This window comes from Kitasatospora sp. NPDC043949, assembly GCF_056435365.1.
In genome coordinates this window covers 63,491-84,585 of the sequence record NZ_JBWKEQ010000012.1, presented here as the reverse complement: position 1 = coordinate 84,585, position 21,095 = coordinate 63,491, and the positions used below count along the sequence as shown (strand labels likewise).

The following is a 21,095-nucleotide window of genomic DNA, read 5'->3' as shown; positions in this document are numbered from 1 at the left end:
CGAAGATCATCGCAATCAGGAAAGAAGTGAGGTCCCTGTGCCGCCACGGAAGAAGAAGACGGCTGAACCCCAGGACATGAAGAAGGTGCTCTGGGCGGCGGCGGACAAGCTGCGCGGCAGTCTGGACGCCGCCGGGTACAAGCACTTCGTCCTGGGCCTGGTCTTCCTCAAGTACGTCTCCGCCGCCATGGCCGAGAAGCGGGCCCAGTTGGAGGCCGAGCTGTGCGAGGAGGGCGGCTGGAGCGAGGAGGACATCCTCGCCACCCTCGAAGAGCGCCGCGAGTACACCGGTTCCGGCATCTTCTACGTGCCGCCCGCCGCCCGTTGGGAGAGCGTGCTGGAGCGGGCGAAGGGCACGGTCGAGGGCGAGAGCGTCGGCGAGACCGTCGACGCGGCCATGCGCGCCATCGAGAAGTTCAACCCGGCGCTGAACAGGACCCTGCCGAAGATCTACAACAGCGGCCAGGTGGACGAGGAACGCCTCGCCGGCCTGGTGAAGCTGCTGGACCGGCTGGTCTTCCAGGAGCAGCTGGGCGAGGACGGCAGGCGCAAGGGCGCACGGGACATCATGGGTGAGGTCTACGAGTACTTCCTCGCCGAGTTCGCCCTGAAGGAGGGCCGCAAGGGCGGTGAGTACTTCACCCCCGAGAGCGTGGTGAAGCTGCTGGTCGAGGTGCTGGAACCGAAGCAGGGCGAGCGGGTCTACGACCCGGCGTGCGGCTCGGGCGGCATGTTCGTCCAGGCGGAGAAGTTCATCGAGACGCACGGCGGCAACCCGCTGAACGTCGCCGTCTACGGCCAGGAACTCAACCAGACAACCTGGCAGTTGGCTCACATGAACCTGGCGATCCACGGGGTCGAAGCCAAGCTGGGCGACGAGCCGGCCGACACGTTCCGCAACGACCAGCACCCGGAGCTGAAGGCGGACGTGGTCATGGCCAACCCACCCTTCAACATCTCCGACTGGGGCGGGGAACTACTCGGCATGGACAAGCGGTGGGCGTACGGCACCCCGCCGGTCGGCAACGCGAACTACGCCTGGCTCCAGCACATGATCAGCAAGCTGGCCCCGGGCGGCCGTGCGGGCGTCGTCCTTGCGAACGGCTCGATGAGCAGCAAGCAGTCCGGCGAGGGCGACATCCGCCGCGCGATCGTCCAGGCCGACATGGTGGCCTGCATGATCGCCCTGCCGGGCCAGCTGTTCCGGTCCACTCAGATCCCGGCCTGTCTGTGGTTCCTGGCGGAGGGCAAGGGACGGCACTCGGCCTGGGCGCCCGGCCGCAAGGGCGAAGTGCTGTTCATCGACGCGCGCGAGTTCGGTGAGATGGAGAACCGCACGCTGAGGAAGCTGACGGAGGAGGAGATCGTCCACCGGATCGGCGACACGGTGCGGGCGTGGCGGGGCGTGGAAGGGGCTGGCCCCTACGAGGACGTGCCGGGTTTCTGCGTGAGCGCTTCGCTGGACGTCATCGCCGAGCACGACTTCGTGCTGACGCCAGGGCGGTACGTGGGTATGGCCGAGGCGGAGGTGGATCCGGACGCGGAGCCGGTGGAGGAGAAGATCGCCCGCTTGACGGCTCTGCTGAGGGAGCAGTTCGCGGAGTCGGAGCGGTTGGCGAAGGTTGTGGATGAGCAGGTGGGGAGGGTTCAGTGCTGAGCGGTACCTACACAGTGGAGGAGCTACAGAGGCGCGGAATTCTCCTAGTAGAGGACGGCAACCATGGAGAATACCGTCCTCGAGCGGAAGAATTCGTGCGCTCTGGCACCTCCTTGGTGCGAGCAACAGACATCATTGCAGGTTTCATTTCTTTTGATGAGACTCAGAAGATAAATAACGTGGCGACTGCTCGCATCAGAAAGGGGGTCGGGGCTGATCTGGATGTGATCCTTTCACACAAGGGAACTGTGGGTAAAGTTGCCTTTGTTCCGGAAGGTTCGCCAAAATTTGTTTGCTCTCCTCAGACGACATTTTGGCGCAGCCTCGACCGTTCTGTCCTGGAGCCTCGCTATATTTATTACTACTTGAAGAGTCCAGGTTTCGTTAATCAGCTTCGCGCGCGAGAGAATGAAACTGATATGGCGGCCTATGTTTCACTTACACAGCAACGTCAACTTTGGGTTGAGCTGCCTCAAGTGCAGGTCCAACGTTCCATCGCCGAAGTGCTCGGTGCCCTGGACGACAAGATCGCTCTCAACGAACAGCATGCGAAGACTGCCCTGGAGTTGGCAGACTGCCTATATGAGCGCGAATCCGTGGACCACCGTCATTGGCCCGAGTCACCTCTGGGCGACACCGCGAAGTGGCTCTCTGGCGGTACGCCAAGGACCAGCGAGCCGCGCTACTGGGGAGGTGACATCCCCTGGATCTCGGCAGCGAGCCTCAAAACGCCTTGGCTTTATGCGTCCGAGCGCTCCGTGACTGAACTGGGAGCCCGGAACGGCACCCGTCTCGTGCCGAGGGGGGCGATCCTCTTCGTGGTGCGGGGCATGAGTCTGACGACGGAGTTCCGGGTTGGAATCGCGCAACGCGAGGTGGCCTTCGGGCAGGACTGCAAGGCGCTTATGCCACATGCCGGTATTGATTCGGTCACCCTCTTTTTGGCGATCAGGGCGCAGTCAGCCAGAATCCTGGGGATGGTCGATCTCGCCGGACATGGAACCGGACGCCTGGTGACCGAGCGCGTCGCGAACCTTCGGGTGCCGCTTCCGCAGGGTGAAGCCGCAGTGGGATTTGCCGCGCGTGCGGGCGCGCTGATGGAGCGCGCAGTCGCCGTGACGTACGAAAACCGGACCCTCGCCGACCTCCGAGACACCCTCCTCCCTCAATTGCTCTCCGGAAAGCTCCGCGTCAAAGACGCCGTCCGTACCGTCGAGGAGGTCGTATGACCGCAGGTGCCGAGCCGTCGCTCGGCGAGCCGCCGATAGACCGGCTCACCGAGAGGGAGCTGGAGTCGCACGCGCTTGAGCTGCTCGCCGAGTACGGGTGGCAGCACCTTCCGGGGCCGGAGCTCGGTCCCGCCTACGGCGTGCGGGCGGACTGGGACGATCTGATCCTCCGCCCGCGCCTGCTCAAGGCGATCCGCAACCGCTACCCGCGCCTGCCCGAGCACGTTGCCGAGGACGCCGTCAACGAGCTGCTGCGCTGGCACACCCGGAACGACCTCCGCGAGAACCATCGGTTCTACGAGCGCCTGACCGGCGGCGTCCGCATCCCGTACGACGACCCCGCCACCGGCGAGAAGCGCCACGCCACCATCCGCCCCGTCGACTTCGCCGACCCGCACGGCAACGACCTCGTAGCCGCCTCCCAGGTACGGGTGCGCAGCACCAAGAACCGGACCTTCGTCTTCGACATCGTCCTGTACGTCAACGGCCTGCCTCTCGCCGTCGTAGAGCTGAAGAAGGCCGACAGCAACGACAGTGCCCGTACCGCGTACAACCAACTCCAGGGCTACCGGCGTGAACTGAAGGGGACCAGTGCCTTCGCTACGCTCCTTGTCACCCTCGTCTCGGACGGCATCACCGCCCGCATGGGCACCCCATTCACGCCTTGGCAGCACCTGGCCCCTTGGAATGCCGACGAGCACGACGTGATGCTCCGCAAGGACGAGCGCCAGGACGGTCGCGCGCTGGAGCGGATGATCTACGGTGCGTTCGAACCCACCCGTTTCCTGGATCTGGTCGCGAACTTCCTGTCCTACTCAACCCCGGAGTCAGGTGCCGTCGACACGGTCAAGCTCGCTAAGGCCCACCAGTACATCGGCGTCAACGCAGCAGTTCGGGCCACCGAGTCTGCCGTGGCCACTGACGGTCGCGCCGGAGTCGTCTGGCACACGCAGGGCGCTGGCAAAAGCGAGGAAATGCTGTTCTACGTCGGCAAGGCAGCCCGGACTCCCGAGCTGTCCAATCCGACCTTCGTCCTTCTGACGGACCGCATCGACCTGGACACTCAGCTCTACAAGACCTTCGCCGCCAGCCGGACCCTGCAGAAGATCACCGGGGCTCCTGAAAAGGCGGAGGATGCCGGCCAGTTGCGGCAACTGCTCCAGCGGCAGGAGGGTGGCGGCGGAGTCGTCTTCACCACGCTGCAGAAGTTCCGTCTCACCCCAGAGGAGCGGGCAGCGGGTGTCCGACACCCGCTTGTCTCCCCGCGCCGCGACGTGATCGTCGTCGTCGACGAGGCTCACCGCAGCCACTACGACTTCATCGACGGCTACGCCCGTAACCTGCGCGACGCACTGCCGAACGCCACTTTCATCGCGTTCACCGGCACGCCCATCGAGAACCATATCGGTAGCACCAGGGGTGTCTTCGGTGAGGACATTCACACCTACGACCTCACCCAGGCCGTGGACGACGGGGCGACGGTTCCTGTCTTCTACGAGCCGCACCTGGTCCGGGTGGACCTGCCCGCCAACGTCGACCTAGACGACCTGGACGCCCGCGCCGAGGGATTGATAGAGGGGTTGTCCGAGGAGGAGAAGCGTAAGGCCCGTCGGCAGTTCGGAGAGTACGAGAACCTGATCGGCGCTCCGGAACGGATCAAGGAACTCGCCGGAAAGCTGCTCGACCACTGGGATGCGCGCCGCAGCGAGATGGTCAAGCTCACCGGGCGCCGGGGCAAGGGAATGATCGTCTGCGCGTCTCGTGTCATCGCCGCCCGCCTCTTCGAGGAGATCATTCGCCGCCAACCCGACTGGGCGGGCGAGCGCGACCCGAAGACCCGGCTGCTGACGGACAACACCGGCCGGATCAGGGTGGTGTTCACTGGCAACCCCGCCAAGGACAGCCCGGAGGTTGCCGACTACGTCCGAACCCCTGCCCAGCTCAAAAAGATCCAGGAGCGGGTGACCGACGCGGACGACGAGCTGGAACTCGTCATCGTCCAGTCCCTGTGGCTGACCGGCTTCGATGCTCCGCCGCTGCACACCCTCTACCTCGACAAGCGCATGCGAGGCGCGGCGCTCATGCAGGCCATCGCCCGCGTCAACCGCACCTGGCCGGGCAAGCCATCCGGCCTGGTCGTCGACTTTCAGGGCGTGATCCGTGAAATCAAGGAAGCCCTGGCCGAGTACTCCGAGCAGGACCAGAAGCACCCGATGCTCGGCGCGGACCTCGGCGGGGCCGTCAAGCTCGTACGAGAGAGCCACCAGCACGTCGACGCCCTCCTAGCCGACTGCGCCTGGCGGCGCATCCGCGACGCGGGCGGGCCCTCTGCCTATCGGGAGGCGCTGACGGAGGCACTGGAGTTCCTGATCGCACCGGAACCAGGGCTGGAACCCGGCAAGGCCCCCCGCAGGCAATGGTTCATGCGCCACGCCAACTTGCTGCGTCAGGCTTTCTCCCTCTGTCCGACCGACCGGCGGGTGCAGGATCTGCTTGCCGACATTCGCTTCTTCGAGGCTGTACGTACCTCGCGTGAGAAGTACGCCATGGACGAAAGGGAGGAACAGGGCCTCGCCACGGCCGCCGACGTACGCCTGCTGATCGCCCAGTTCAACGAGTCCGTCGTCGCCACCGACGGCGTGGTGGACATTTACGACGCGGCTGGTCTGACCAAGCCCGACCTGTCGCACCTGGACGACCGGGTGCTGCGGGACCTGCAGAGCAGCAAGCACCCCAACCTCGTCATCGCGGCACTGCGACGCGCACTGATGAAGGAGATTAAGGACGCCCATCCGAACAACATCACCCGTCAATACACCTTCACCGAGAAGATGAAGCGCGCCATGAACCAGTACACCAACGGCCTGCTCACGGCCGCCGAGTTCATGAAGTTCCTGGTGGATCTGGCGCGGGAGGTGTCGGCTGACCGGGGCAGGGCGAAGAAGCTCGGCCTAACCGAGGACGAACTTGCCTTCTACGATGCGCTCGCGGCCGACCAGTCGGTGGTTGAGGAGATGAAGGACACGGCCCTCGCCAAGATCGCCCACGAGCTTTACGAGCAGATCCGGAAGGACGTCACAGTCGACTGGAAGATGAAGGAGCAGGCCCGGGACCGGATCATGGCCCGAGTGCTCCGTCTGCTGCGCAAGCATGGCTATCCGCCGGGTAAGCAGCCTGCGGCGATAGAGCGCGTGCTGAAGCAGGCAGAGGAATTGGCGGAAGTCTTGGCCTGAACGGCACCCACGACTGTGAACGCAGACCTGCTATTGGCATCGAAGGGAACGTCCTACACAGGCCCTACGGGCGGGGCGCGCCTTGCTCCAGGTAGACCGTCTCCGAGCGTGCTCGGGCCGCACAGGCGGCGTGGATGCGGCGGGCGAGACGCGGGATGAGGAGTGCGTCGAGCTGGTTGGTGGTGTGGAAGGCATAGCCGCCGATCTCCACCTGGTCAACAGTGATGCGGTCAAGCTCGTCGGCCGGGAGGACACCGCCGTCGAAGACGAAGAGGAGCTTGTCGCCCTCGGTGGGGTGGGGCGCCCAGTCGGCGACGAGCAGGCGGCCGATCGACGGGGTGATGCCGAGCTCCTCCTTGACCTCCCGGGCCGCACCCTCGCTCGGGGTCTCGCCGACGTGCAGGTAGCCTCCGGGGATCTCCCAGTCGGGCTTGTAGGTCGGCTTTACGAGGAGGACGCGGTCGTCCTCGTCGAAGAAGAGCACCCCGGCGGCGGTGCGTGGCTGGGCAACTGCCTCGGGTGCGTCAAGGGTGCACGTGGGTTCCGCGCCACTCACGGATTCGGGTTCCCTCGCGTTGGGGCGCAGGCTTCGACGCGCTGCCGCAGGCTCCGGGCGGCCGGACCGCGGGAGCGACTTGGATGACCGGGCGGCCGGGCCCACCGACTCGGGTGGCGGAGGCGACGACAGTCTGGTGGGTCTCACTACGGCGCGAGGAGGAGGCGTCGCCGGATCACCCAGTACGCGGACCACCGGTTTCCGGTAGCGAACGGCTACACCGGACGCGGTGGTGAGTTCCACCAGCTCAAGTGCGAGGTCGCACGTCGTGGGGCCGTCGGTCTCGGTTAGGGCACGCTGAAAGTCGGCAACCGTCTTGGCCAGCTCCCAGGAGCTGCTCACGAAGCGGAAGAGTCCGAGGGCCGGCTTATCGGCGAGCTTGAAGTCGATGCCGATGCTCGGCACGGGGCCTCGACCGGACTTCGCCGCCAGCCTCCGTTCCTCAATGCTTTCTGGACACCCGCACGGCTTGCCGGCATCCGGCTCCGGTGCGAGCAACCGGGTGCCGTCGCAGTCGTGGAGCACCTTGCCCTTGTAGCCGAAGAGCAGCATGCGGGCCTGGACCGCGGATGGTCCTTCAACGATGATCCGCACCGTGTCGTAGTCGGTCAGCACCTCCAAGGAATCCTCGGCCGTCGTCTCCCACTCCACGGGCTCACCGCCAAGCAGGCTCGCGACACCTGCGGCAACGTCCGGGGAAGCCATCGTCACGCGCCATGCGTCCAATGCCTGCGGTCGGTTGTCCACCAGCCGCCCCACCCGAAAGCGGCCGACGTAGTCCGACTGACTTTCCGAGTCGCGGTCGGAATCCTGTTCTCTGCCTGCCACAGTCAGCAGCCCCTTCTCGCGTAAGCGACGACCCGTCAGGTTGGGCGCCGAACCTCCAGCCCGTGATGAGCGTATGCCGGGAAAGGGCAGCCCTGGCGCGGTGCGCTGGCGGGCCTCGGCCGCGTGCCCCTCCTCACATACAGGCTGCGGCCCGTCTCGTAGCGTCAGCCCACGCACCGGCGAGCTGGGCGCGGAGGTGGGCCTGGCGGGCGTGGTGGTGCTGCCGCTCCAGCCGCCAGGCGCAGAGGTGACACGCCGCGAGTGTGACGGTCTCGCCTTCGACGGTGAGTGTGCCCAACTCGGCGACTTGGGTGACTTCCTCGCACTTGAAGCAGAATCCGGTCGTCCAGGCGAAGCGGAGTCGGAACTCGGCGGGCGGGTTCCGGTTACGTCGGGGCTTCACGTTCTGTCGCTCCAGCTCGACCGAGGTAGGGGGAGGGACGTGGCGGAGGTGACGTCGCGGCGGTGGATCTCGCGCTCGATGACGAAGGCGACCTCGGGCCACGGCAGGGCCATCGGTGAGGTGAGGCTCCAGAATCCGTGGCTTGCCCGGACCAGGGCGCTGACTCCGAGCGGTGCGGCGTCGGCGGGGACGGCAGAAAGGATTCGGCGGAGTACACCGCCGGCCCCTCGGGCCGCAGGGGCGATGCCGTTACCGACCAGCAGCGTCGCGGTTCGAACGGCGTCGAGCACGTCGGTAGCCACACCGGACGTCGCGAAGCGGCCGAAGGCCAGCTCCCACCATGGGCGGCGGGTGCGGGCCCAGACCAGGCGCTCAAGGCCGGAGCCCAGGTCCACCGCCATGCAGCTGGGATCCGCAGCGTTCCAGAGCAGGACGATGTCACCGATGGGAAGGTCCAGGTGACGGAAGTGCACCGTGAGGCCGCAGACTTCGCGGCGTTGCCAGACGGCGTTGCGGCCATGGATGGTGAGGTGTCTGGCGTGGAGGCCGATGCCGGACAGCAGTGTGAGCCAGTGGTCGAAGATCCCGGTGAACTCGGCTGTCCGAGTGACGGGTTCGATGCGCGAGACGTTGACGAACGAGGTGAGGAATCCCTCCCTCAGGGCGCCGACGTGGTCCCGCTCGCCGGTCAGTCGGACGACCGGCTGGGGCAAGTAGCCCCGGCGGAAGACGTATGGCTTGCCGTCCTTGAGGAGGGGGTCGACTGCCTGGACAGCGGAGATCGTCAACTCGGTGTCCCGGCCCCACCGCATGGGCAGCGGTCTCGCGCGGGCGACGCCAGCCGCGCGGAAGCCGCTCTCCAACTGATTCAGCAGACCGGCCCACTGGAGTGGTCGACTGGCCGGCCGGTACGGCGTCCCCCAGTCGCGGTGGCGGATCTCGAAGCGGCCGTTGGCGTCGTGCTCGATCTCCCACTGCGTGCCGAGCCCGAGGCGGTCGCTCAGGAGATTGAGCGGCCTCGACGGTGGGTCCGCGGTCAGCACGGCCTGGTCGCCAGGGCGCGGAAGTGTCGCTCGGGGTCGAACCGGCTCAGGCCGATGTCCTGTACGGTCGGCGCGTCCAGTTCCAGGCACCGCTCGATCGCAGCGGCAAGCGCCAGGGCCGCGTCCTCGTCGTCGTGCTCAGGATCGACTCTGGCAACGGCTCCGGTGGTCTCGCACAGAGCCGCCTCCGCACAGGTGCCGTCTCGCCAGCAGAGCGCGGCGACGGGCGTGCCGGCACGCAGGGACTCCCCGAACACGGCGGCGCCGGCCTCCACGTAGCTTCGTGAGCAGGTGTAGACGTAGACCGAGGCGTCGGAGAACGCGGCCGTCTTGGCTGTCCCTCCGACCTCGCCTACCCAGCTGACGTGATCAGCCGCGAAGAGCGCCTGGTGACGTCGGACGTAGTCGTTGTCGAAGACAGGTCCGACGACGTGTATCCGCCGGCCGAGCAGTTGGGCCGCGCGCACCGCGAGGTGCGGCGCCTTCTCCTCGTCGATCCGGCCGAGCCAGACGAGGTCGCGGCCGGGCCGGGCGGGAGGTTCGGCTTCACCGAGCCCGAGGTGGACCGCGTGCTCCAGCACCGGCGTGTGGGCGGCGTACAGCCCCGCCATCTCGGGCGAGTAGCAGTACAGCCGGGAGCGCTTCGCGTCGAAGGCGTCGGCGGCGTGCCGGAAGACCGGCGAGTGCTGGAAGGTCGCGACGTCGCAGTCGAGATCGGCCCAGACCCGACGCCACCCGGGGAGCGATGGGTACTCATGTCCGACCACGAGCAGGTCGTAGCCGGTGGAACGCAGGTCACGAGTCTGCCGGGTACCCGGCTGGAGGTCTTCGAGGCGGATCGGACGAGTGGTCCAGTCCGCTCCAAGGTCGGTCCTCCAGCCGGGGCCGAGGAGGTGTACGTCGGCGCCTGCGGCTCGGGCGCCTTCCGCCACTGCCCAGAGCCAGCGTTCGATCCCGCCGTAGCCGACGGGCGGGAAGGTGTAGCTGCTGGGGAAGTCGCAGATGCCGACTAACACTTATGCCTCCGTTGTTCCGTCCGCCGAGATCCGGCGGAATCCGAGGTAGGGCACCAGGGCCTCGGGCAGGACGATGGAGCCGTCCTGCTGCTGGCACTGTTCGAGAAGGGCGGCCAGCGTGCGGCCGATGGGCAGTCCGGAGCCGTTGAGGGTGGCGACGGGCTTGGTCTTGCCGTGCTCGTCACGGGTGCGGATGCCCGCGCGGCGGGCCTGGAAGGAGCCGCAGTCCGAGACGGAGGAGATCTCCCGGTAGGTCTGCTGGCTGGGCAGCCAGACCTCGATGTCGTAGGTGATCTGGGCGGAGAAGCCGAGGTCGCCGGCGGCGAGCTGGACGACCCGGTAGGCCAGTCCCAGCTCCTTGAGGCAGGCTTCGGCGTGGCTGAGCATCTTCTCCAGCTCGGCCTGGGAGTCCTCGGGGTCGCAGATGCGGACCATCTCGACCTTGGAGAACTGGTGCTGGCGCAGGATGCCGCGGGTATCCCGGCCGTAGGAGCCGGCCTCCGAGCGGAAGCACGGGGTGTGCGCGGTGAGGGCCAGGGGGAGTTCGGCGGGCGGGATGATCTCGTCCGCGTAGAGGTTGGTGAGCGGGACCTCGGCGGTCGGGATCAGGAAGAGCTCGCGCTCGCCCATGCCGGTGGCGAAGAGGTCCTCCTCGAACTTCGGGAGCTGGCCGGTGCCGGTCATGGTCTGCCGGGTGACGAGGTACGGGACCGCGTGTTCGACGTAGCCGTGCCGCTTGGTGTGCAGGTCCAGGAAGAGCGTCGCCAGGGCGCGCTCGATGGCGGCGCCAGCGCCGCGCGAGACGCTGAACCGGGAGCCGGAGAGCTTGCTGGCACGGGCGAAGTCGAGGATGCCGAGGGCCTCGCCGAGGTCCACATGGTCCTTCGGTTCGAACGAGAAGGACGGCGGCGCGCCGAAGCGACGGATCTCGACGGCGTGCTCGTCCGAGTCGCCATCGGGGGTGCTATCGAGCGGCAGGTTGGGAATGGTCAGCAGGAAGTCGCGCAACTCCTGCTGCACCTGCTCCTGCTCCGCCTCGGCCGACCGGATCTCTTCCTTGAGGTCGCGGGCCCGGTCCTTCAGCGTCTCGGTGTCGCCGCCCTGGCGGGCCGCCTGCTGGACCTCCTGGGCGACTCGCTTCGACTCGGCCCGCAGCTCGTCCACGCGAGTGATGAGCTGGGATCGGCTGGACTGAAGAGACTCCAACGCAGAGAGATCCAGGGTGTAGCCGCGGCGGGCGAGGCGGCGGACCGCCTCGGAGCCCATCTCGATGAGGGCGCGGGGATCATGCATGGGAGTTCGTCTCCTCCAGCTGGACAGATGGTCCATCGAAGGTAGCAAGCGTGCGCCGGTCTTCTGGCCGCGATGACCATCCGCCCGCTGCGGCGGTCTCCTGTTCCTCCGCGTCCAGGAGTTCGAGCAGCGACGCGGTGAGGTCTTCGAGTTCGCGGTCCTCGATCCTGACCAGGTACAGGCAGGGCACCTCATCGAAGAAGATCGGCATGGCCCGCCCGGGGGCGTCGCGCGAGGTCTGTCTGTGCCACCGCAGCACGGAGGCCAGCAGGCCGTGCGCGACGACCGTCCGAGGCGAGGACAGCTGGAGTGCGCTCCGGAGGCCGACAAGCATTCTGCGGATGGCCTCGCGCTGCGACTTGGCGGCCCCGGGCGGGTTCTCCCATGGTCCGGCGGCGACTAGCCAGCGCGCGTACTCCGTGAAGGGCCCGCCTTCGAACTGCCCGTAGTCGACTTCATTGAGGGCGGGCTCGACCCTGACGGGCTGATCGGCATCGCCCATCAGCAGGCGTGCCGTCTCACCCGTCCGGGCGAACGCCGAGGTGAGCCAGATCTTCGGTTGAACGGCAGTGATCACGCCGCTACCGGTCCGGCAGGCGACGCGTCCTGCCGGATCCAGCGGAAGATCGACAGTCGGGTCGCCGTTGACCTGGTGAGCCGCGCTGTAGTGGGTACTGGAATGGCGCAGGAGGTAGGTGGTCACGTCTGGCCGTCCTTCTCCGGCACCGCAGTGAGATCGAGGTCGCCGGCCAGCCCCGCGATCACCCGCTCCATCACGGAGGCGCGGTGGTCTCCCACCTCGCGGTAGTAGAGGAGCCCGTCCACGCAGAGTGCGAGGCTCCAGTGGCGTAGCCGCCGCGGATCGAGGCTGGCGGTGGTGACGGCGATCTCGAAGCGGTCCCGGGTGTGTGTGCCCAGGTTGTAGTAGACGGTCCAGAACGCCCAGTCGAAGACCTCGTCGCCGACCATCGGCAGGGGGTCCGCCAGGACCGGCTTCCGGCGGTCGTCGAAGAGGACGTTCTCGCGGTAGACGTCCGCGTGAAGGACCGATGCCCGTGCCGCGTCCGGGTGCAGTCCGGTGACCAAGCGCTCACCGAGCCTCGCCCAGTCGACCTCCAGCTGGGGGCGTTGCGCCGCCAGGCGTCGGTGGACTCGCGGGACCAACTCGCATTCGAGGAAGTCGTGGAGGCTGGGAAGCGCTGCGGCTGCGGTGTTCGCGGCCTGGCCAAGGCGATGCAGTTGCCGCAGAGCGGCGGCCACCGCCTCGTACTCGTGCATCTCCGGTCCGACGGAACCGCCGGGTACGGCTGCCACCATCTCCAGGGCGGCGACGCCGAGGTCGTCCGCGTGCTCGAGCACCCTGACGGCCGGCCCGGCCGCCCAGATGCCGAGCACGATCATCTCGTTGCGGTAGCGGCTGTGGTCGGGCCATGCCTTCAACAGGACCTTGCGCCCGCTGGTTCGCTCGCGCGCCACCATCAACAGGGAGGCGTGGCCGGCATCGTGGTAGCCGTCGGGGGTCAACTGCCAGCGGCGTGCGGCTTCGTTGAGGAGCTCGGGGGCGCGGGCCAACCACCCGTGCACCTCCGGACCGTAGTGCTCCCGGAGCCGCTGCCAGGCGCTGCGCGGGGGGAGGAGCGTGGGCGATCCGGTGTGCATCAGCTGAGCCGGACGCCGTGGTGGACCAGCTCGGCTGTGAGCTCCGGGAAGCCCCCGAGGGCCAGGGCGACCTGGGCCTGTACCTTCTCGATCTCCGGGTCCTCGGCCGCGAGCCGGACCAGGACCTTCCAGGGCTGGTCGAGCCGCTGGCCGGTCGCGCTGACCAGGTGCACCTCGGCGTAGCTGCCGGTCTCGTCGTACAGGCGCTGGGCGAGGCGGGTGGCCGCGAGGTTGTAGAGCTTCCCGACGTGGTAGACGGGGTTCTTGCCGCTGGCCCCTTCCAGGTTCATCGGGCGGAGCGGGGTGATGAGGCCGTTGACCCGGTTGCCGCGGCCGACGACGCCCTCGTCGCCCGACTCGATGGAGCTGCCGGTGTAGGTCAGGTAGAGCTCGTCCTTCTCGGGGACGTCGCGGGCGTTGAGGAGGAAGGTGATCTCGATCCCGGGGAGGTGCTGCTCGGCGAACCGGGCGCACTCAGCCAGGACCTCCTCCTTGTTGGCGAGGTACGCGGCCCGGTCGGGCACGTGCTCGGACTTCTGCGGGACGCACAGGATGGCCTCGGCCTTCGCGCCGTCGAAGTGCCCCATCAGCTTCACGTCGGAGCCGCACCAGGGGTTCGCCAGGGTGAACTCGCTGACGCCGGAAAGGTGGTTGACGAGCGCGTGGGCGAACTGCTCGAACGGGGCCATCGGGGCCCAGCCGGTGCCGAGCGAGGTGTCGTTGGCGAGCAGGGTGTGGCGCTCGCGCAGGTCGTCCACCGAGCGGGGCGCGAACCAGCGCGACCGGTCGGTGCTGCTCTCGTCGGTGACCACCGCGCCGGGGCTGGGGTTGCTGGTGATGTTGAAGACCAGGTCGAGGTGGCTGGCGAGCTCGGGCAGCCGGTCGTGGAAGAAGGCCAGGACGGCCTGCTCGACCAGCTCCAGTACCGGGATGTCCTCGCCGCCGCAGGCGTATGCGGCCCGGCCGTTGACCAGGACCTTCACCGGGGCCGTCATCCGGCCGGCGCCGTAGCGGACCTCGCAGGAGCCGCCGAGCAGGGCGAGCTTGTCGAAGTTGTGGTGGAGCACGGCGCCGAAGCGGTCGAGCGTGTAGCGGCTGTATGCGCGGGAGAGCTCCTCGGCCAGGTGGTCGGCGAGGGTGTCGGGGTGGCCGAGTCCCTTGCGTTCCAGCAGGACGAGGTCGGTGGGGAGCGGACGCCCGGTCTCGATGGTGATGCTGCTGTGCTCCACGGTCGTGCTGACTCGCTGCATGGCGATCTCCTCTTCCGTCGGTCCGGCTACGGCGGCAGCCCGCGGGGGGCGTTCGACGCGTAGTTGTGCCGAACACCTGCACGTCAGGCTCGTAGCGGTGTGTAATGGGCGCTTAGCGCTCGGAAACATTCAGCCCTGCCGGTGAACGGCCCGACCAGTACCGGCATTCGGACAGCGACCGCTGTCCACAAGAGACGCCCTGGGGGATCAAGTGCCGCGACCACTCAAGCCTCTGGACCCCACCCGGTCTGCGGCCCACTGGTTCGGTGCGGAACTTCAGTACTGGCGAAAGCTCAGGGGGCTGAGCCAGGACAGGCTCGGGCAGTTGGTCCACCTGAGTGGGGACCTGATCAGCAAGATCGAGCGGGCGGAGCGGCCCTGCAAGCTCCACCACGCCCAGGCGTTAGACGCGGTCTTGGACACCGGCGGAGTGCTCGCGCGAAGCGTCGTGCTGGCCGCGGCTGAATTGGACAACCGCTCAGAGGTAATGGACAAACGGCGCAACGGGGCCGTCAAGCCTCCCCGAAGGGAGGTGCTCGGGGGCACGCTGGAAATGCCACCGCCAGCCTCCGAGTGGAATGAGTCCGACCCCGTGGAACGACGCAACTTCCTTGCCGTGACGAGTGCAGCTCTCGCCGCCGGCCCTCTGGCCCAGCTCCTGACCTCCACCCCAGCCGCCGCGGTACCCGCAGTTGTCCGGACCGCCGACGTCGAGCAGATCCGCACCGCAGCGACCACACTGCGCAGCTGGGACAACCTATACGGCGGTGCCGGCGTCGTCCGTGACACGGCGCTCGCCCAACTGCGCTGGGCGGCCGGTCTCCTGAAGAGTCGCTGCCCCGCTCCGTTGCGGGCTGAACTGTTCGGAGCCGTCAGCCGCCTGGCGACCGTGGTCGGCGCCTCGGCCTTCGACGCCTTCGCCCACGAAGACGCCCGCCGGCTCTTCGCCTTCGCCACCTCGTGCGCCGAGGAAGTGGACAACTGGCCGCTACGTGCCATCTCCTACAACCTCCGCTCCCGCCAAGCGATCTGGTGCGGAGATCCCGATGCCGGTCTCACCTTCGCCGAACTCGGCCTGGCCCGCGCCGACCGACTTTCCCCCGCGGAGCAGTCCATGCTCCACAACGCTCGCGCGCGGGCCCTGGCCAAGATGGGACGAGCCCAGCAGACCCTGGCCGCGATCGGCGTGTCCGACGACTCGTACACCTCGATCACCCCGGCCACCGAGGGGCCGTGGATGGCGTATTACGACGGTGCCCAGCACCACGGCGACACCGGCCACGCCTTGTTCGACCTCGCCCTCGCCGGTCATCCGCCGCAGGAAGCCCTCCGGCGACTCCAGGCAGCGGTCGACGGCCACGGCGACGGATTCGCCAGATCCCGCGCGTTCTCCCGAACCAAGCTCGCCACGCTCCAGATGGCTGCCGGTGACCCTGAGCAGGCGTTGGCCGAGGGCCGGACCGCCCTCGCCGAGGTCAGCGACCTCCGCTCGCTGCGTGCCAACCACGAGATGGCTGAACTCGGCCGGGTCGCCCATCGCCACCGCAACCTCGGCGACATCCGGGACCTGCGGGAACAGATCGCCGCTACGGTGGCAGCGTGAGCAACATCGAGGACTCCCACTCCCTACTGCTCAAGGCGTGCGCGACGGTGGGCCTGTCCGCAGCGGGAGCCGAACCGATCCGGATCGGGGAGAACGCTCTGTGGCGATTGCCGCGGGGGATCGTGGCTCGCATCAGCCGCCCCGGCCAGTCGGCTGCCGCCGGACGCGAACTGGCGGTCGCACGCTGGCTGCGCGACTGCGGGGTTCCTGCAGTTCGCCCGCTCGAGCACCTGCGGTCGCCAGTCTATGTCGACAACAACCCCGTGACCTTCTGGCACGAGCTGCCCCAGCACCGCCCAGGAACCGCTGCCGACATCGCGCCGCTCCTGCGGCGGGTCCACAAGCTTTCCGTTCCTGACTTCCCGTTGGGCCAGCTCGACCCGTTCGTTCGGCTGGCCGCCAGGATCGACGGGGCCGCCACCCTCGACGACACACGGCGGCAGTGGCTGCGGGACCGCTTGGCAGAGCTCCAGGCGGCGTGGCGGAGCCTCCCGCCCGGTCTGCCTGCGAGCGTCATTCACGGTGATGCCTGGCGCGGCAACGTGGCGGTCGCACCGACCACCACCTACCTGCTCGACTTCGAACGAACCTCCCTCGGGCCTCCCGAGTGGGACCTGACGGCTACCGCCGTCGGCTTCGGCACCTTCGGTACCGTTTCGGACAGCGAGTACACCGCCTTCTGCGAGGCGTACGGTGCGGACGTGATGACCTGGGCCGGCTACCCGATACTGCGGAGTATCCGTGAGCTCCGGGTCACCTGCTTCGCTCTCCAGCACGCGGCAGCTGATCCGGCTCAACACCGGGCGGAAGCTCATTACCGCCTCTCCTGCCTGCAGGGGCAGAACGGTCCACGCCCGTGGGGTTGGACAGCTGTCAACTGAGATGTCGATGAGAGGGACGCCCCCGACCGTGATGACTGCACCCGTGATCCGCAGTGATGTCCCCGGATCCTTCGCTTGGGGTGTCTTCCACGAGCGGCACCCGAAGCTCGTCCAGCAGATGCTCGATGCACTGCCGTACGGGCCGAGCGAGCGGGTCGCGATCGAGCAGCTCCTCGCCGAGAGCACCGATGGTGTGCTGCAGCCGCTCAGCACCAGTGCCCACGATCACCAGCAGTGGCTGGAGTGGGGTAAGGGCCTGTTCGGACGGCCGTGGGGCGACGCGCCGTTCCTGTGGGCCGAGAGCTACTTCTACCGCAGGCTGCTCGAAGCCACCGGCTACTTCCGGCCCGGGACGTGGCAGGGCATCGACCCGTTCGCCCCGTTCAAGGACGCCGAACTCGCCGGCCCGGCCGTCGACGCCGAGCTGGCGGCTCTCGGCGACCTGCCCTCGAACTTCACCGACAAGCGAGCCGAGGCGCTTCTCTCCTCGGCGCTCTGGGGCAACCGCGCCGACCTGAGCTTCCAGATCACAGCGGAGGCCGGAGGGTCGATCGCGTCCGACCCGGTGGCCGACGACAGCGAGTCGCTCTGGGCCGAGCTGGAGCGGGTCGAAGGCGGGCGTGTCTGCATCATCGCGGACAACGCTGGCCGGGAGCTCCTGCCGGACCTGGTGCTGGTCGACCACCTCCTCGCATCCGGCCTGGCGGCACAGGTCGTCGTGTACGTGAAGCCGCAGCCGTACTACGTGTCGGACGCGACGATGGCCGACGTCCTCGCCACCGGCGAGCGCCTGCGCACCGCGACCACTGCGGCTGCCGCGACGATCGGCGAACGGCTGTGGCGAGCGATGAACAGCGGCGTGCTCGTGGTCCGCACGCACTCGTTCTTCTGCGCGCCGCTGCCGTTCCACGACATGCCGGCCGACCTCCGGTCCGAGTTCGCCGGCACAGCGATGACGATCCTCAAGGGCGACCTCAACTACCGGCGGCTGGTGGGCGATCAGATGTGGCCTGCCACCACTGCGTTCACCGAGGTGGCCGACCACTTCCCCTCAGCCGTCACGGCCCTGCGGACGCTGAAGTCGGACGTGATCGTCGGCGTCGATGCTGCCGTCGTCGCTCAGCTCGACAGCGCCGGGACGCCATGGCGGACCAACGGCCGCCACGCCGTCATCCAGGTCGACCTCCGCCGGTAGCCGAAGCGCCCCCAGTGTGCCGCGCTGTCCTCGGTCGTCTTGGCGTGACGCGGCAAGCTCGGAGGTGACCAGTGGCGGGTGCGGCGTGGACGTCAGTCCAGGTTCCGGGCCGACCGCCCGAGTCCCCCTCGGTGGTTGCCCTGCCATTTGGTGCGGCCGGAATCCAGAGCTACTGTCACACCCCACTGCGGCTACCAACCGCGTGAAACGCCCATCCACGACGATCAACCGCGGTGCCGGGTTGCCGCCCACCAACCACCGGGGAAGGAACCGCGTGCTGTCCACGCGTCGCCATGCCGTCGGCCAGACTGCCACTGGCCCGGCGCAGGCCGAGGTCATCCTCGGCCGTCTCGCCGTACCTGCCGTGCTTGCCGTCATCGCGGCCCACAGACCGATCTGACGGTCCGTCCACGCTGTCGCCGGTGACCACGTCCCGTGCCGCCTTCGGGCCGACAGCTTTTTCCCAGTCACCCGCCGCCCCGCACCGGGGCCGGTCGGGACTTCTCCCCTGTTCCCGGCAGAGGCGTCCAGTCGCCAAACCTTCGCCCCTGCCGGGCCAGATCCCTCCACACCTGGGCGCTCGCGCGCCCGCCAACTGAAGGGTCCTGTCCCTAGCATGGCACTCTCGATCGTTGCTTCGCCGAAGGTCCCGGCGCCGCCGTCGCTCGCCTCCGCCGAAGCCGCCGGCTCGCTCGGCGGTCCGGTTCTCGTCTCGGTACCTGTCGCCGCTCCGGCGGGAGCGGCCGACCCCATGGCTCCGCACGAGCAGCTCCTGCTGACCATCCCGGACGTCATGGCCCAGCTCCAGCTCGGCCGCTTCACCGTCTACGACCTCATCCGCACCCGCCGCCTGCCCTCGGTGACCATCGGCCGCTCCCGCCGCGTCCCGGCCGCCGCCGTCCGAGCGTTCGTCGCTGAGCTCGCGGAGGTGGCGGCCTGATGACCAAGCGCAACCCCAATGGCGCGGGCAGCATCACCCTGCGCAAGGACGGCCGCTACCACGGCCGCGCGTACGTGATCACCACCTCCGGCCTCCGCAAGCGGGTCTCCATCTATGGCAAGACCTGGGACGAGGTTCACAACGCCCTCGTCGAACTGCAGGCCGACGCCATCAACGGCATCCCGCTGCCCGACACCGACTCCAACGTCGGCCAGTACCTCAACTACTGGCTCGCGGAGGAGGTCCTGCCCAACCGTCGGCCCAAGACCTACCACGGCTACGAGAGCGTGGTCCGCGTCCACCTCATACCCGGCCTCGGCACCAAGCGGCTGCGCGACCTGCGCGCCCAGGAGGTCCGCGTCTGGCTGAACCGGGTGCGCGCCGAGTGCCAGTGCTGCAAGGGAGGCTGGGACGCGCAGCGGCCCAAGCCGATCTGCTGTGCCGCAGGCGAGTGCTGCAAGCGGCTGCTGTCTGCGCGGATGATCCAGTCTGTGCACGCCGTGCTCCGCAACGCGCTGGAGCACGCCGTCCGAGAGGAGCTGATCCACAAGAACGTGGCGAAGCTCGTGAAGGTCCCCGCGCCCGACTACCGGACCGGCAAGGGCCTGACCACCGCTCAGGCCAAGCTCGTACTCAAGGAGCTGAGCGGCCACCGCCTGCACACTCTGTACGTGCTCGCGCTGATGCTCGGCATGTGCCGGGGCGAGCTGCTCGGCCTTCGCTGGAGCTCCGTCGACCTGGAGCACGGCACCCTCACGGTGAGCACCAACCTCCAGCGGGTCGAGGGCGAGCTGCGGCTCGTCCTGCCCAAAACGCTGTCCTCCGAGCGCACCCTGCCGCTGCCCGCGCCGGTCCTCGCCGCCCTAGTGGACCACCGGGAGCGTCAGGCCGTCGAGCGGGCCGCCGTCGGCATGGACTGGCAGGAGAACGGCCTCGTCTTCCCGTCCCGGATCGGTACCCCGTACGAGCCGGACAACCTCCGCCGCAGCTGGCACGCGGTCCGCGGACGCCTCGGCCTGGACGACCTCCGCTTCCACGACCTCCGCCACACTTGCATCACCCCTGCTGCTCGACCTCGGTGTGCCTCCGCACATCGTTCGGGAGATCGCCGGCCACAGCGACGTCGGCGTGACCATGAAGGTCTACGCGCACGCCTCCCTCGCCGAACGCCTCAAGGCCCTGAGCCGCCTCGGGGAGGCGCTCTCCTAGCCTCGCGCTCTGACTCATCAGGTCCACTGGTGCCCGGCAAGACCCAACCCCGGGGTCCTGTCGGGCACCTCGACCTCAGACCGGACAGGACACCGGCCAAAACCGCTCCGCCGCCCTCGCTGACCCCGAAGCATCCGCACCGGGGCATGAATCTCGATAGTCTGAACACCGGGTCGATCTCGGTGGAGGGGAACCGTGTCAGGGAAGAGCCAATGGATTGAGCACGAGTACTTTCGTACGTACAGGATTGCGACGCGAGTCGAGGCTATTTGCCTGAATCCGGTCAATTACTTGCGGGAGCTGGAGGCGCTGTTCCTTGAGGATGGCATTCTTGCTTTCGCCCCCAGTTGGCAGAAGGATACGGCCCTTCATCGGATCATCAGGTATGTTGCTGACGATTTTTTCGCGGAAGACACCAGCGGGCCGGTGTGTGTTCCATGGGGGCCCGACCCTGTGCATCCCCAGTGGATTCTTCCTGTCGATTTGGCCCTTCATTTGTATGGCCTGGTCGAGGAGCCAGAATTCTTCATCCCGGAGGAACGCGAACTTATCCAGGGGGAGGATGGGATCCTTCGGCAGCGCACGCCTACGTGGGTGGAAGGCGCATGCTATGAGCACCATCAGGACATGATGCTGACTCAGGTATATGAAGATCTGCTCATGGGGATTGCTGAAGAGGTCTTCTTTGTTATGTTCCTCAACCGTCGAGCCCTGGAGGGACTCAACAGGCATCTTGCTGGGCGCCTGCAAGATGTAGATCCGGGGTACCTGGCGGAGGAGGATGAGGAAGCAGCTCGACTGTTCTCTGGCGCTGGCGAACTTAAGCGGGTGTGTCCTCCAGTGTGGGCTAAGAGGGCGGTATTCTATCGCGAGCGAGGGCGCTGCGCATCGTGTCGAACGGATTTGTCGGGTCTTATTGACACGTTTCCAGACGCGAACTATGACCACATGGCCCCCCTGGCGAAAGGCGGACTCAACGACCTGACGAATTTGCAGCTACTATGCGGTAGGTGCAACCTCAAAAAGTCGGATAAGTCGGTCGTTTCAAGTAATCGCTATCGACGCTGGTACTGACCGGCGCGATCCCCTGGCGGGTTGAC

The 21,095-nt window shown here is 67.6% G+C and carries 16 protein-coding genes and 2 pseudogenes; 10 read left to right on the top strand and 8 right to left on the bottom strand.

Annotation, left to right across the window (positions count from 1 at the left end):
* The first annotated feature begins 37 nt into the window (after positions 1–37).
* The 3 genes from AC07AL_RS12875 (at position 38) to AC07AL_RS12865 (ending at position 6,119) form a co-directional block, all read left to right on the top strand.
* A complete protein-coding gene (locus tag AC07AL_RS12875) occupies positions 38–1,657 on the top strand; it encodes a class I SAM-dependent DNA methyltransferase (protein ID WP_478317416.1) in 1,620 nt (539 codons plus the stop codon).
* Positions 1,658–1,752: 95 nt separating this feature from the next.
* The gene (locus AC07AL_RS12870) at positions 1,753–2,886 is read left to right on the top strand and encodes a restriction endonuclease subunit S (protein WP_478317415.1); all 1,134 of its coding nucleotides are present in this window, start codon (positions 1,753–1,755) and stop codon (positions 2,884–2,886) included.
* Positions 2,883–6,119, top strand: coding sequence for a type I restriction endonuclease subunit R (locus AC07AL_RS12865; RefSeq protein ID WP_478317414.1), 3,237 nt, complete (start codon positions 2,883–2,885; stop codon positions 6,117–6,119). The genes AC07AL_RS12870 and AC07AL_RS12865 overlap by 4 nt, the downstream gene beginning before the upstream one ends.
* Before the next feature lie 64 nt (positions 6,120–6,183).
* Here the strand turns inward: AC07AL_RS12865 and AC07AL_RS12860 are convergent, their stop codons facing one another.
* From AC07AL_RS12860 to AC07AL_RS12825, 8 genes and pseudogenes are all read right to left on the bottom strand, one after another.
* Positions 6,184–6,675 (bottom strand): NUDIX domain-containing protein, encoded by a 492-nt coding sequence (locus AC07AL_RS12860; RefSeq protein WP_478317437.1) that lies wholly within the window; start codon positions 6,673–6,675, stop codon positions 6,184–6,186.
* Between the two features lie 252 nt (positions 6,676–6,927).
* A pseudogene (locus AC07AL_RS12855) lies at positions 6,928–7,503 on the bottom strand (recombination directionality factor); the annotation flags it as partial.
* A 399-nt stretch (positions 7,504–7,902) separates the two neighbouring features.
* The gene (locus AC07AL_RS12850) at positions 7,903–8,949 is read right to left on the bottom strand and encodes a hypothetical protein (protein WP_478317413.1); all 1,047 of its coding nucleotides are present in this window, start codon (positions 8,947–8,949) and stop codon (positions 7,903–7,905) included.
* A complete protein-coding gene (locus tag AC07AL_RS12845) occupies positions 8,943–9,965 on the bottom strand; it encodes a glycosyltransferase (RefSeq protein ID WP_478317412.1) in 1,023 nt (340 codons plus the stop codon). The genes AC07AL_RS12850 and AC07AL_RS12845 overlap by 7 nt, the downstream gene beginning before the upstream one ends.
* Complete coding sequence (serS, locus tag AC07AL_RS12840) at positions 9,966–11,258, bottom strand: serine--tRNA ligase (protein ID WP_478317411.1); 1,293 nt, start codon at positions 11,256–11,258, stop codon at positions 9,966–9,968.
* Positions 11,251–11,961 (bottom strand): histidine phosphatase family protein, encoded by a 711-nt coding sequence (locus AC07AL_RS12835; protein ID WP_478317410.1) that lies wholly within the window; start codon positions 11,959–11,961, stop codon positions 11,251–11,253. The genes serS and AC07AL_RS12835 overlap by 8 nt, the downstream gene beginning before the upstream one ends.
* A complete protein-coding gene (locus AC07AL_RS12830) occupies positions 11,958–12,917 on the bottom strand; it encodes an aminoglycoside phosphotransferase family protein (protein WP_478317408.1) in 960 nt (319 codons plus the stop codon). Before AC07AL_RS12830 ends, AC07AL_RS12835 begins: the two co-directional genes overlap by 4 nt.
* Positions 12,917–14,167, bottom strand: a complete 1,251-nt coding sequence (locus tag AC07AL_RS12825; protein WP_478317407.1) for a methionine adenosyltransferase — start codon at positions 14,165–14,167, stop codon at positions 12,917–12,919. Before AC07AL_RS12825 ends, AC07AL_RS12830 begins: the two co-directional genes overlap by 1 nt.
* 211 nt (positions 14,168–14,378) lie before the next feature.
* Here AC07AL_RS12825 and AC07AL_RS12820 point away from each other — a divergent pair.
* The 7 genes and pseudogenes from AC07AL_RS12820 to AC07AL_RS12790 all read left to right on the top strand — a co-directional run.
* Positions 14,379–14,594 (top strand): annotated as a pseudogene (locus AC07AL_RS12820) (helix-turn-helix domain-containing protein); the annotation flags it as partial.
* Positions 14,595–14,783: 189 nt separating this feature from the next.
* Positions 14,784–15,770: a hypothetical protein gene (locus tag AC07AL_RS12815; RefSeq protein WP_478317436.1), complete on the top strand. Its 987-nt coding sequence runs from the start codon at positions 14,784–14,786 to the stop codon at positions 15,768–15,770.
* Entirely contained in the window at positions 15,767–16,651 is an 885-nt protein-coding gene (locus tag AC07AL_RS12810) for a phosphotransferase enzyme family protein (RefSeq protein WP_478317406.1), read from the top strand. The genes AC07AL_RS12815 and AC07AL_RS12810 overlap by 4 nt, the downstream gene beginning before the upstream one ends.
* 31 nt (positions 16,652–16,682) lie before the next feature.
* Positions 16,683–17,846, top strand: a complete 1,164-nt coding sequence (locus AC07AL_RS12805; RefSeq protein WP_478317405.1) for a damage-control phosphatase ARMT1 family protein — start codon at positions 16,683–16,685, stop codon at positions 17,844–17,846.
* 751 nt (positions 17,847–18,597) lie between these two features.
* Entirely contained in the window at positions 18,598–18,786 is a 189-nt protein-coding gene (locus AC07AL_RS12800; protein WP_478317435.1) for a helix-turn-helix domain-containing protein, read from the top strand.
* Entirely contained in the window at positions 18,786–20,216 is a 1,431-nt protein-coding gene (locus tag AC07AL_RS12795; protein WP_478317404.1) for a site-specific integrase, read from the top strand. The genes AC07AL_RS12800 and AC07AL_RS12795 overlap by 1 nt, the downstream gene beginning before the upstream one ends.
* A complete protein-coding gene (locus tag AC07AL_RS12790) occupies positions 20,191–21,069 on the top strand; it encodes an HNH endonuclease (RefSeq protein ID WP_478317403.1) in 879 nt (292 codons plus the stop codon). The genes AC07AL_RS12795 and AC07AL_RS12790 overlap by 26 nt, the downstream gene beginning before the upstream one ends.
* The last annotated feature ends 26 nt before the right edge of the window (positions 21,070–21,095 follow it).

Excerpts from the sequence above, each read along its gene's own strand:
- AC07AL_RS12865 (WP_478317414.1), top strand. The coding sequence starts at position 2,883 with ATGACCGCAGGTGCCGAGCCGTCGCTCGGCGAGCCGCCGATAGACCGG.
- serS (WP_478317411.1), bottom strand. The coding sequence starts at position 11,258 with ATGCATGATCCCCGCGCCCTCATCGAGATGGGCTCCGAGGCGGTCCGC.
- AC07AL_RS12830 (WP_478317408.1), bottom strand. The coding sequence starts at position 12,917 with ATGCACACCGGATCGCCCACGCTCCTCCCCCCGCGCAGCGCCTGGCAG.
- AC07AL_RS12825 (WP_478317407.1), bottom strand. The coding sequence starts at position 14,167 with ATGCAGCGAGTCAGCACGACCGTGGAGCACAGCAGCATCACCATCGAG.
- AC07AL_RS12805 (WP_478317405.1), top strand. The coding sequence starts at position 16,683 with ATGACTGCACCCGTGATCCGCAGTGATGTCCCCGGATCCTTCGCTTGG.
- AC07AL_RS12800 (WP_478317435.1), top strand. The coding sequence starts at position 18,598 with ATGGCTCCGCACGAGCAGCTCCTGCTGACCATCCCGGACGTCATGGCC.
- AC07AL_RS12795 (WP_478317404.1), top strand. The coding sequence starts at position 18,786 with ATGACCAAGCGCAACCCCAATGGCGCGGGCAGCATCACCCTGCGCAAG.